Source organism: Pseudoxanthomonas wuyuanensis (assembly GCF_900215535.1).
Classification (GTDB): domain Bacteria; phylum Pseudomonadota; class Gammaproteobacteria; order Xanthomonadales; family Xanthomonadaceae; genus Pseudoxanthomonas_A; species Pseudoxanthomonas_A wuyuanensis.
On record NZ_OCND01000009.1, the window covers coordinates 17,115 to 28,711 of the forward strand.

General features: G+C 67.4%; 8 protein-coding genes. 5 read left to right on the top strand and 3 right to left on the bottom strand.

Annotated elements, in window-relative coordinates; genetic code table 11:
• Positions 1-61 precede the first annotated feature (61 nt).
• The gene (locus CRO39_RS16330) at positions 62-487 is read right to left on the bottom strand and encodes a DNA polymerase III subunit chi (RefSeq protein ID WP_097123031.1); all 426 of its coding nucleotides are present in this window, start codon (positions 485-487) and stop codon (positions 62-64) included.
• Between the two features lie 77 nt (positions 488-564).
• Positions 565-2,043 (bottom strand): leucyl aminopeptidase, encoded by a 1,479-nt coding sequence (locus CRO39_RS16335; RefSeq protein ID WP_097123032.1) that lies wholly within the window; start codon positions 2,041-2,043, stop codon positions 565-567.
• 118 nt (positions 2,044-2,161) lie between these two features.
• Here CRO39_RS16335 and lptF point away from each other — a divergent pair, with 118 nt between their 5' ends.
• Both lptF and lptG read left to right on the top strand, forming a co-directional pair.
• Positions 2,162-3,241 (top strand): LPS export ABC transporter permease LptF, encoded by a 1,080-nt coding sequence (gene lptF / locus CRO39_RS16340; RefSeq protein ID WP_097123033.1) that lies wholly within the window; start codon positions 2,162-2,164, stop codon positions 3,239-3,241.
• Positions 3,190-4,338, top strand: a complete 1,149-nt coding sequence (gene lptG / locus CRO39_RS16345; protein WP_425479719.1) for an LPS export ABC transporter permease LptG — start codon at positions 3,190-3,192, stop codon at positions 4,336-4,338. Before lptF ends, lptG begins: the two co-directional genes overlap by 52 nt.
• 222 nt (positions 4,339-4,560) lie before the next feature.
• Here the strand turns inward: lptG and CRO39_RS16350 are convergent, their stop codons facing one another.
• The gene (locus CRO39_RS16350) at positions 4,561-5,034 is read right to left on the bottom strand and encodes an RDD family protein (protein ID WP_097123035.1); all 474 of its coding nucleotides are present in this window, start codon (positions 5,032-5,034) and stop codon (positions 4,561-4,563) included.
• Positions 5,035-5,113: 79 nt separating this feature from the next.
• Here CRO39_RS16350 and xerD point away from each other — a divergent pair, with 79 nt between their 5' ends.
• From xerD to purL, 3 genes are all read left to right on the top strand, one after another.
• Complete coding sequence (gene xerD, locus CRO39_RS16355; protein ID WP_097123134.1) at positions 5,114-6,067, top strand: site-specific tyrosine recombinase XerD; 954 nt, start codon at positions 5,114-5,116, stop codon at positions 6,065-6,067.
• A gap of 98 nt (positions 6,068-6,165) precedes the next feature.
• On the top strand, positions 6,166-6,987 hold the full coding sequence (locus tag CRO39_RS16360) for a DsbC family protein (protein WP_097123135.1): 822 nt from the start codon (positions 6,166-6,168) through the stop codon (positions 6,985-6,987).
• A gap of 373 nt (positions 6,988-7,360) precedes the next feature.
• A complete protein-coding gene (purL, locus tag CRO39_RS16370) occupies positions 7,361-11,560 on the top strand; it encodes a phosphoribosylformylglycinamidine synthase (protein WP_097123037.1) in 4,200 nt (1,399 codons plus the stop codon).
• Positions 11,561-11,597: the final 37 nt, after the last annotated feature.

The following is an 11,597-nucleotide window of genomic DNA, read 5'->3' on the forward strand; positions in this document are numbered from 1 at the left end:
GAACTAAAGGGGGCGACGAGGCGAAGGAATCGAAGCGGCCGCTTCCACTCGTTCCTGGCTTTTACATATCGTACTTGTTCACGGCAAAGCCGCGCGCCTTGTACTGCTTCCAGCGTTCGCGCAGCGGTTCGCGCGCCGCTGGATCTGCGGGGACCACTTCCAGCACGCGTTCGCAGGCACCTTCGAAGGCGGCGTCGCGCAGGTTGATCACCAGCGCGCGCGCCGGGGCGTCGAACTCCGGCGCGGCGATCAGCACCGGAGTCAGATCGTCTTCCTCATCGGTGCCGGCGATCTGGTGCGGGATGTAGGCCTCGTCGTCGAAGGCCCACAGCAGCTCGTCCAGCGCCTCGGCCTGCTCCGCGTCGCGCGCCAGGATCAGCGTCCACAGGTTGGCGTCGTAGGCCTTGCGAGCCAGCTCGCAGACCAGCTTCAGCGGCTCGGTCAGGAACCGCGGCTTGGCGATCAGGTAGAAGTCGGCTCGGGGCATAAGGGCAGGAGTGAGTGGAGAGGAGTGAGAAGTGAGTGGGTGGCGGGAGCTTTTGCTCGCTTCTCACTTCTCTGCGCTCACTTCTCGCTTCGATCCAGCAGCCACTGCGTCAGCAGCCCCACCGGCCGGCCGGTCGCCATGCCGCGCTTGCCCTCGTCGTTGGCGACGCCGGCGATGTCCAGGTGCGCCCAGCGCTGGCCTTCGGTAAAGCGGGCCAGGAAGCAGCCGGCGGTGATGGCGCCGGCCCAGCGGCCGCCGATGTTGTAGACGTCGGCGAAGGTGGAATCGAGCATGCCCTGGTATTCGTCCCACAGCGGCAGGCGCCAGGCGCGGTCGAACACCTGTTCGCCGGCGGCCAGCAGCTCGTTGGACAGATCGTCGTGCTTGCTCATCAGGCCCGAGGCGTAGCGCCCCAGCGCCACCATGCAGGCGCCGGTCAGCGTGGCCACGTCGATCAGCGCCTCGGGCTTGAAGCGTTCGGCGTAGGTCAGCGCATCGCACAGGATCAGGCGGCCTTCGGCGTCGGTATTGCCGACCTCGATGGTCTTGCCGGACATGCTGGTGATGACATCGGAAGGACGGTAGGCGTTGCCGTCGATGGCGTTCTCCACCGCCGGTACCACCACCACCAGGTTGACCGGCAGTCGCATCGTGACGGTGGCAACGAAGGTACCGATGACGTTGGCGGCACCGCACATGTCGTACTTCATTTCCTCGATGCCGCCCTGCGTCTTCAGGTTGACGCCGCCGGTGTCGAAGGTGATGCCCTTGCCGACCAGCACGTAGGGCTTGGCGTCTGCCTGGCCCCCGGTCCATTTCAGCACCACCAGCCGCGGCCGGTTGGCCGAGCCGCGGGCCACCGCCAGCAGCGAGCCCATGCCCAGTTCCTCCATCTGCGCTTCGTCCAGGATTTCGGCTTCGGCGCCGGCATGCTCGGCGGCGAACGCCTGGGCCCGGTCGGCGACATAGGCCGGGTTGCAGATGTTGGGCGGCAGGTTGCCCAACTCGCGGGCGAACTTGACGCCGGCGGCGATGGCCTGGCCCTGCTGCAGCGCCTGCGCGTCGTCGCCGCTGACCGCCAGCTGCTTCAGGCCGGGGTCGTCGTTCTTCTTCTTGCCCAGCGTGGCGGTATAGCGGTAGCAGGCGTGATCGCTGGCGATCACCGCCTGGCGGATCTTCCACGCGCTGTCGCGGTCCTTGACCTCGACCTCGCTCAGCGTGAACAGCGCGCTGGCGACCGGACCGAGCTTCAGCGCGCGGGCGGCATCGCCGACCGCCTTCAGGTACTGGGCGACCCCGAACTTGCCCGTATCGCCCAGGCCCACCACCAGCACGCGCGCCGCGGTCACCCCGGGCAGGTCGTGCAGCAGGGCGGTCTTGCCGGTCTTGCCGCTGATGTCGCCGCGCTCGGCCAGGGCCTTCAGCCTGCCGCCGCTGGCCGCGTCGATGGCCTCGGCGGCAGGGGTCAGGGTCTTGTCGGCGTAGGCGCCGACCACGATGCAATCGAAAGCGGCCGCGGCCGGCGCATCGTGGTTCAGGGTGAATTCCAGGGTCATTGAGCAGATTCCATGGTCAGTTCCGTACAATCGCGGGTTACCGGCGGAAGTCGGCGCGCGTTTGCGCTACCGCCGCCCGATCGCCAGCGAACGAACCCTGGATTGTAAATCAAGCACGATGCCGAAGCTGGACCGCTACCTTTTCCGTGAATTCACCCAGAGCTTCCTGGCGACGCTGATCATCCTGTTGATGGTCAGCGTGGGCGGGGTCATGGCCGATCTGCTGGGCAAGGTGGCCGATGGCAGGGTGCCGGCGCGGCTGCTGCTGTCGCAACTGGGCCTGCAGTTCCTCGGCTACATGCCTTATATCGTGCCGTTGGCGCTGATGCTGGGACTGCTGCTGTCGTTCTCGCGGCTGTACCGGGACTCGGAAATGGCGGTGCTGACCGGCATCGGGGTGGGGCCGGCGCGGCTGCTGAAACCGTTGCTGCTGCTGGTGGTGCCGGTGGTGCTGCTGGTCGGCGCGTGCTCGCTGTGGCTGGGGCCGTGGGCGCTGCGCACTGCCGATTCGATGCTGGAGCAGGCCAACCGCAGCCTGGTGGTGTCGGGCCTGGATGCAGGCAAGTTCACCGTGCTGTCCAGCGGTGCGGTGGTCTACATCGGCGGTCTTTCCGATGACGGCACCCGGTTGCAGCGGGTGTTCATGCATCGGCAGAAAGACGACCGCATCGATGTGGTCACCGCCAAGTCCGGGCAGATGTTCTTCGAAGGCGAGCGCAGCCGCTATCTGCGGCTGGAGGACGGCTTCCGGGTCGAGGGGCCGGCCGATCAGGGGCTGGATTACCGGCTGATGCGCTATGCCAGCAACGAAGTGGCGCTGCCGGAGCGGGCCGACACCATGGAGCAGGACGACCCGCAGCGGTCGACCACGCTGGCGCTGCTGGGCGATGAACGCCCCGCGGCCAATGCGCAGCTGCACGCCCGCCTGACGCCGCCGTTGCTGGCGCTGGCATTCGCGCTGCTGACCCTGCCGTTGTCGCGCAGCGCGCCGCGGCAGACCCGCTATGGCCGGGTCATGCTGGGTTTCCTGGCCTACCTGGTCGGCGTCAGCCTGATGTTCAACGGCACCCAGCTGCTGGCCGACGGCAAGCTGCCCGGCGTGCTGGGCCTGTGGTGGCTGACCCTGCCGCTGCTGGCCGCCGCCGCCTGGTTCTACTGGCGCGACGGGCAGGTTTCCCGGCCGAGGCTGCGCGCATGAGGCTGCGCCCGAACCTGCACGATCTGTACGTGGGCCGCGTGGTCCTGGTCACGGTGCTGCTGACCTGGGCGGTGCTGGTCGGCCTGGATGCGGTGATGGCGCTGTCCGGCGAGATAGGCGACCTGGGCAAGGGCAACTACACCTTCGGCCATGCCGTGGCTGGGGTGCTGTATACGCTGCCGCGGCGGGCCTATGTGATGTTTCCGACCGCTGCGGTGATCGGTTCGCTGATGGGCCTGGGCCAGCTGGCGGCCAGTTCGGAATTGACCGCGCTGCGCGCGCTGGGACTGTCGCGGCGCCGGCTCAGCATTTCGGTGGCGGTGGCGTTGGGGCTGCTGACCGGACTGATGGTGTTCAGCGGCGAGACGTTGGGACCGTGGGGCCAACAACAGTCGGACCGGCTCAAGACCAGCGCCCGTTTCGGCGATGTGGCGCTGGACCGCTACTACGGGCTGTGGGCGCGCGAAGGCAACACCTTCCTGTACGCGCAGAGCGGCGAGGAGCGCGACGACGGCGGCAAGAAGTGGCTGCAACTGCGCGACGTGAAATTGTACGAGCTTGCCGAAGATGGCCGCCTGGCATCCATCGCCCATGTGATGACCGCCGATCACATGGAAGGCTATTGGCTGCTGAAGAATGTGCGCCGGACGACTTTCCACGAGCGTTCGGTGACCCAGCAGCAGATAGCCGGCGAGCGCTGGGAATCGGACCTGGACACGGCGGTGCTGTCTTCCAGCATGACCCGTGCGCGCAACCTGCCGACCAGCGAACTGGGCCAGAACATCGAATACCGCAAGCGCAATGGCCTGGATGCGCGCGAGTACGAGGATCTGTACTGGGGCCGCTGGTTCTATCCGCTCAATGTGCTGGCGCTGTGCCTGGCGGCCATCCCATTCGCATTCGGCAGCCTGCGCAGCGGCGGCATGGGCAAGCGGCTGTTTATGGGCATCGTGTTCGCGGTGGGCTTCTGGGCGCTGCAGACGATGTTCGTGCGCCTGGCCAGCGCTTTCCATCTGGATTTCCGCATCGCCTACGCGTTGCCGTCGATCGTGCTGTTGTTGACCTCCGGGCTGATGTTCCGGCGGCGAAGCAGTTGAACCAGACGCGGGGTTTTTGAGTTCTTCTCCCGTTTCCGGGGATGTCGGCTTCGGCAGGAGTCGCCGGTCGTCAGGCTTGGGGGTGCTCCGCCCTCCTGACGACCTCGTGTCTTTAAATCGGACCGCAGACCATCCATGGGCGGCTCTCCGCACCCCCCAGCCCGCCGGCTTCTACATAATGACGTGCCTGTTCTGATGAGCGCTGTGTCGTTTGCCGGAAGCCTACCGCGCATTCTTCGGCAACCGAATCATCCGTGTGCCGCTGGCGCGGTCGTGCAGTGTCAGGCATCGACGATCCACCCACGCCCACCAGAAGCCCAGCCCGCCCAGCAGCACCGACAACGTGGCCACGGCAAAGCGTATCCACAGCGCCCGCACGCCCGGTGCCCCGCCGCCCGCGGCCACGACCTTCAGCCGCCACGGGCGCATGCCCAGCGTCTGCCCGCCGCGGCGCCAGCTGAGCACCGCGTAGAGGCCGGTGGCCCCCCAGCAGGCCAGCCACAGGGCGATTTGCAGCGGGCTGAACGGCGGGATGTTCTCGCGCGCACCGTGGCCGGTCAGGTAGTAGCCCAGGGTGAAGCCTGCCGAGATCAGCATCCACACCGCCAGCGCCGGCCAGAGGTCATACAGCAGCGCCAGCAGGCGCCAGCCGATCAGCGCGCGCGGTTTTTCTTGGGTCGGGGCGGGGGAACTCATCGCAACAGGATAACGGCTGGCCCGGATTTCACGCCGCACTGGCGTGCTGAAAGTCCGCAACACGCTCTATGCTTTGCCGATGCCTGCCCGCACTCCCGCCGAACGCCGTCTCCAAGCCAACGCGCTGCCGCCGGTACCGGAACCGGACCGGCAGGCCATCGAGGCCTTCATCGACACCATCTGGGCCGAGAACGGACTGGCGCAGCAGTCGTTGGATGGGTACCGCCGGGATCTGGAAGGGTTTGCGCGCTGGCGCAACGGTGCCGACGGCGGGTTGGCCGGGGCGGACCGCTCGGCGTTGTTCGACTACTTCGCCTGGCGCACCCGCCAGGGCTATTCGTCGCGCAGCAACGCGCGGCTGCTGTCGTCGCTGCGGGCCTTCTTTGCGCTGTTGCTGCGCCGCGACCAGCGCCGGGACGACCCTACCGCGCTGATGGACCCGCCGAAGCTGCCACGCTCGCTACCCAAGGCATTGGCCGAATCGGAAATCGACGCGCTGCTGGCGGCACCGGATGCCGAATCGCCGCTGGGCCTGCGCGACCGCGCGATGCTGGAGTTGATGTACGCCGCCGGCTTGCGGGTCAGCGAATTGGTGGAACTGCCATCCAACGCGGTGAACCTGAGGCAGGGGGTACTGCGGGTCACCGGCAAGGGCAGCAAGGAGCGGCTGGTGCCGCTGGGCGAGGAAGCCCAGCATTGGCTGGAAACCTACCTGGCCGGCGCACGGCCGGCGCTGGCAGGCAAGCGCAGCCTGCCGGCGCTGTTCATCGAGGCCAGCGGGCGGCCGCTGAGCCGGCAGAAGTTCTGGGGACTGGTCAAGCGCTATGCCGCCGGCGCCGGCATCGACCCGGTCCGCATCAGCCCGCACGGGCTGCGCCACAGTTTCGCCACGCACCTGCTCAACCGCGGCGCCGATCTGCGCGCGCTGCAGTTGCTGCTGGGGCACAGCTCGCTGTCGACCACCCAGATCTACACGCTGGTGGCGCGCGAGCATCTCAAGCAACTGCATGGCAAGCATCACCCGCGCGCGTGATTGTGAGCGCGGTTAACCCGGGGGACGGGGCGGCTGTGCGAAGATTCCGTTCCATTTCGAGCTGCCGCAGCCCAAGCGCCACCACAGGAACCATGTTGATGACCCGATTCGCCGTTGCCGCCATGCTGGGCGCGCTCAGCCTTTCCGCCTGCGCCCAGGCCCCGCAGGCACCGGGTGCGGCGCAGGCGCCTGCGGCAGCAAAACCTGCCCCGGCTACCGCTGCCAAGGCCGGTTCGGCGGACGAGCGTGCGCGCCAGGCCATCGGCAGGTTGAATCCGCAGATCAGCGTCGACTATGTCGGCGCCGCGCCGATGCCGGGCTTTCGCGAAGTCATCGCCGGCGGCCAGCTGATCTACGTCAGCGACGACGGCCGCTACCTGATGCAGGGCACGGTGCTGGATCTGCAGGATCAGAAGGATCTGACCCAGAGCAGCCCGGCGCTGTCGACCTACCGCAAGGATCTGCTGAAGACCATTCCGGTCGGCGACCGCATCGTGTTCGCCCCGCCCAATCCCAAGTACACCATCAGCGTCTTCACCGACATCGAATGCGGCTATTGCCGCAAGCTGCACAGCGAAATCGCCGAGCTGCACAAGCTGGGCATTGCGGTGGAGTACATGGCGTTCCCGCGCATGGGTCTGGGCAGCAAGGACCACAAGGACATGATTTCGGTCTGGTGCGCGAGCGATCGCAAGCGCGCGCTGACCGACGCCAAGAACGGCAAGCCGGTGCCGACGCGCGACTGCAAGAACCCGGTCAACATGGAATTCGATGTCGGCCAGCGCATCGGCGTGTCCGGCACCCCGGCCATCTACGCCGAGGACGGTACCCAACTGGGCGGCTACCTGCCGCCGCAGGCCTTGCGCGCCGCGCTGGACAAGCTGGCCGCGCCTGCCGGCTCGGCCGCCGGCGGCAAGTAGGAAGAAGCGGGGACCAGGGACCGGGAAGAACCATGTGGCTTTCGCTCCCTTGACCAGCCATTCGGCTGTTGAAAGCGGAGTGCTTTACAACAGCCGAATGGCTGGTCAAAAGGGAGTTACCGGGGGGCTTTTGCTGTTGCTTTTAAAGAGCAAGCAAATCCCCCTTTGTTAAAGCGGGAGGTAAAGCGGAAGCTTTTCCCGGTCCCCGGTCCCCGGTCCCCGGTCCCCGGTCCCCGGTCCCCGGTCCCCAGTCCCCAGTCCCCAGTCCCCAGTCCCCAGTCCCCAGTCCCCAGTCCCCAGTCCCCAGTCCCCAGTCCCCGCCTTGCTACAATAGCCGGCCCCGTCCTGACGGCACGCACCCACGGTTCCGGACATGATCGTCCTCGAAGGCCAGCCGGCCTTGTCGCAATTCCGCCTCGCGCGGCTCCAAAGCAAACTGCAGTCCTTCGTCCCCGCCGTCGGCATCGCCGGCGCCTGGCATGTCTATTTCGTCGAGCCCGAAGCGGGTGCCGAAATCGACAAGGGGCGCCTGCTGCGCATCCTGCAGGCCAACCCGGACGATGCGCCGCTTGCCGCTGGCGCCGTGTCGCGTTTCGTCGTTCCGCGGCTGGGCACGCTGTCGCCATGGGCCAGCAAGGCCACCGAGCTGCTGCACGGCGCCGGGCTGCCGATCAGGCGGGTGGAGCGCGGCCTGCGCATCGACCTGACCGGTTGGGAGGACAACCCCGCGCTGGCCAAGGCGCTGCATGACCCGATGACGCAGTCGCTGCTGGACGCGCGCGGCCAGGCGGCGGCGCTGTTCACCGCGCCGGCGCGGGGCGAGCTGGAGCGGATTCCGCTGGCGGAGCTGGAAGCGGCCAACCGCCGCCTGGGCTTGGCCCTGGCCGACGACGAGATCGACTATCTGCGTACGCGCTACGGCGAGCTGGGCCGGGACCCGTCCGATGTCGAGCTGATGATGTTCGCGCAGGCCAATTCCGAGCATTGCCGGCACAAGATCTTCAACGCTTCCTGGAGCATCGACGGCAAGGACCAGCCGCATTCGCTGTTCCGGATGATCAAGCACACCCACGCGCAGACGCCGCAGCACACGCTGTCGGCCTATAGCGACAATGCGGCAGTGCTGGAGGGCTACCCGAGCGCGCGCTTCCGCCCCGATGCTTCCGGCCATTACCGCGCCGAAACGGTCACCGACTCGGCGTTCTGCATCAAGGTCGAAACCCATAACCATCCCACCGCCATCGCGCCGTTCCCGGGCGCCAGCACCGGAGCCGGCGGCGAGATCCGCGACGAAGGCGCCACCGGCCGCGGCGGCAAGCCCAAGGCCGGGTTGACCGGTTTTTCCGTCTCGCATCTGCGCATCCCGACCTTGCCGCAGCCGTGGGAGGCTGCGCGCACGCTGAATCCGCGGATGGCCCCGGCGCTGGACATCATGCTGGAAGGGCCGCTGGGCGGTGCCGCGTTCAACAACGAATTCGGCCGTCCCAACCTGCTTGGTTATTTCCGCAGTTTCGAACTGGCCGAGAACCATGCGGCCGATGGAAGCCAGCTGACCCGCGCCTACGACAAGCCGATCATGCTGGCCGGCGGCCTGGGCGCCATCGATCGCATCCAGGTGACCAAGAAGACGCTGTCGCCTGGCGATGCGGTGATCGTGCTGGGCGGCCCGGCCATGCTGATCGGCCTGGGCGGCGGCGCCGCCAGTTCGGTGGCCTCCGGCGACAGCGCAGAGGATCTGGATTTCGCCAGCGTGCAGCGCGACAACCCGGAAATGGAACGGCGCTGCCAGGAAGTCATCGACCGCTGCGTGGCGATGGGCGAGAACAATCCGATCCTGTGGTTCCACGACGTGGGCGCCGGCGGCCTGTCCAATGCCATTCCCGAGCTGCTGCACGACAGCGGCGTCGGCGGCGTCATCGATCTGGACAAGGTGCCCAGCGACGATCCGTCGCTGTCGCCGATGCAGCTGTGGTGCAACGAATCGCAGGAGCGCTACGTACTGGGCGTGCCGCAGCAGCGGCTGGCCGAGTTCGCCGCCATCTGCGAACGCGAGCGCTGCCCGTTTGCCGCCGTCGGCGTGGCGACGGCTGAGGAAAGACTGGTCGTGGGGTACGGCGTACTCGGGACCGGGGACCGGGGATCGGGGACCGGGGAAGCGCAACAGCAGGATCTGGGTTCCACCGCCGCTGCATCCACTCCCGCCGACTCCGCTTCTTCCGGGCCCCGGCAGCACCCCATCGACCTCCCCATGGACGTGCTGTTCGGCAAGCCGCCGAAGATGCATCGCGACACCCGCCGTCCCGCCGCGCCGCAGTGGCCCTCGCTGCAGACCGCGCAGCTGGATCTGCACCAGGCTGGCCTGCGCGTGCTGGCGCACCCGTCGGTGGCCTCCAAGCAGTTCCTCATCACCATCGGCGACCGCAGCGTCGGCGGACTGACCGCGCGCGATCAGCTGATCGGGCCCTGGCAGATGCCGGTGGCCGACTGCGCGATCACGTTGTCCGGATTCGACGGTTTTGTCGGCGAAGCGATGGCCATCGGCGAACGCACGCCGCTGGCGCTGCTGGATGCCGCAGCCGCCGCGCGCATGGCCGTGGGCGAGGCCATCACCAACCTGTGCGCCGCCCCGGTCGAATCGCTGGAGCGGGTCAAGTTGTCGGCCAACTGGATGGCAGCGGCCAACCACAACGGCGAGGACGCGTTGCTGTTCGATGCGGTCAAGGCGATCGGAATGGAATTGTGTCCGGCCATCGACATCAGTATTCCGGTCGGCAAGGATTCGCTGTCGATGCAGGCGCAGTGGGTGGAGAGCGGGACTCGGGACTCGGGACTTGGGACTCGGAAAGAGCTTGAGGCCGAGGCCTTGGCATCCGCAGAATTCTCTGTTTCCACCGAGTCCCGAGTCCCGAGTCCCGAGTCCCGGCTCCAAAAATCGGTTTCCCCCGTCTCCCTCATCATCACCGCGTTCGCGCCGGTTACCGATGCGCGTCAGCAACTGACCCCGCTGCTGGCGCGCGAAGAGGACAGCGAGCTGTGGCTGATTGGCCTGGGGGCCGGCAAGAAGCGGCTGGGCGGTTCGGTGCTGGCGCAGTGCTATCCGGAAGCCAACGGCAGTGGCGTCCTGCCGGCGTTCGCGGGCGAAGATGCCGACGATGGCGTGCCGGACCTGGACGATCCGCAGCGGTTGCGCGATTTCTTCGCGCTGATCCGCGATGCGCGCGAAAGCGGCCTTCTGCTGGCCTATCACGACCGTAGCGATGGCGGCGCTTTCGCCACCTTGTGCGAGATGGCCTTCGCCGCGCACCGCGGCCTGGAGATCAATCTCGATGGCTGGGGCGATGATCCGTTCCGGACGCTGTTCGCCGAAGAACTGGGCGCGGTGGTACAGGTGGCTGCCGAGGATCGCGCTGCATTCGCCGACTTGGTCGAGCGGCATGCGCTGACCGAATGCGCACAGCGCATCGCGCGACCGACCTCGGCCGCGGCCATCCGTGTGCAGCAGGACGGCGAAGTGCTAGCGCAATGGCGCTGGGACGAACTGTTCGATGCCTGGTGGTCGGTCACCCATGCCATGCAGAAGCTGCGCGACAATCCGGAAACGGCGGACGAGGAATTCAAGGCCGCGCGCGATTTCGCCGCCCATGGCCTCAAGCCCAAGCTGACGTTCGATCCGGCTGAGGATATCGCGCTGCCGTACATGGATGTACAAATGCCGCGAGCGCAGGACGCGCAGGAGCGGCGACCGTACATGGATGTACAAATGCCGCGAGCGCAGGATGCGCAAGAACGGCCGTTCACCGCCACCGGCCGCCGGCCGCGGGTTGCGGTGTTGCGCGAGCAGGGCGTCAACAGCCATATCGAAATGGCGGCGGGATTCACCCGCGCCGGTTTCGATGCCTTCGATGTGCATATGAGCGATCTGATCGCCGGCCGGGTGTCGCTGCAGGACTTCAACGGCCTGGCCGCCTGTGGCGGCTTCAGCTATGGCGATGTGCTGGGCGCTGGTCGCGGCTGGGCGACGTCCATCCTGGAGCGCAGCCAACTGCGCGATGCCTTCGCTGCATTCTTCGCCCGCGACAACACGTTCTCGCTGGGCGTCTGCAACGGCTGCCAGATGTTCAGCCAGTTGAAGGAGATCATTCCCGGCGCTGGCCATTGGCCGCGTTTCCTGCGCAACCGCAGCGAACAGTTCGAAGCCCGGACGGCGTTGCTGGAAGTGGTGGAATCGCCATCGGTGCTGCTGCGCGGCATGGTCGGCTCGCGGATACCGGTGGCGGTGGCGCATGGCGAGGGCCGCGCCGAATTCGACAGCGCCGTCGACCAGGCCGCGGCCCGCGTCGCGCTGCGCTATATCGATGGTGACGGCAGCGTGGCCGACAGCTACCCGTTGAATCCCAATGGTTCGCCGGAGGGCATCACCGGCCTGACCAGCGAAGACGGCCGCGCCACCATCCTGATGCCGCACCCCGAGCGCACGCTGCGCAGCGTCAACCTGAGCTGGCATCCGGCTGACTGGCCGGAAGATTCGCCGTGGCTGCGGATGTTCCGCAACGCGCGGGTGTGGGTGGGCTAGCCATGCCGGGAAAGGCGACCGCTGCGGCTGGTGCCGC

Coding starts and splice junctions, on each gene's coding strand:
- CRO39_RS16330 (WP_097123031.1), bottom strand. CDS start 487: ATGCCCCGAGCCGACTTCTACCTGATCGCCAAGCCGCGGTTCCTGACC.
- CRO39_RS16335 (WP_097123032.1), bottom strand. CDS start 2,043: ATGACCCTGGAATTCACCCTGAACCACGATGCGCCGGCCGCGGCCGCT.
- lptF (WP_097123033.1), top strand. CDS start 2,162: ATGCCGAAGCTGGACCGCTACCTTTTCCGTGAATTCACCCAGAGCTTC.
- CRO39_RS16350 (WP_097123035.1), bottom strand. CDS start 5,034: ATGAGTTCCCCCGCCCCGACCCAAGAAAAACCGCGCGCGCTGATCGGC.
- xerD (WP_097123134.1), top strand. CDS start 5,114: ATGCCTGCCCGCACTCCCGCCGAACGCCGTCTCCAAGCCAACGCGCTG.
- CRO39_RS16360 (WP_097123135.1), top strand. CDS start 6,166: ATGACCCGATTCGCCGTTGCCGCCATGCTGGGCGCGCTCAGCCTTTCC.
- purL (WP_097123037.1), top strand. CDS start 7,361: ATGATCGTCCTCGAAGGCCAGCCGGCCTTGTCGCAATTCCGCCTCGCG.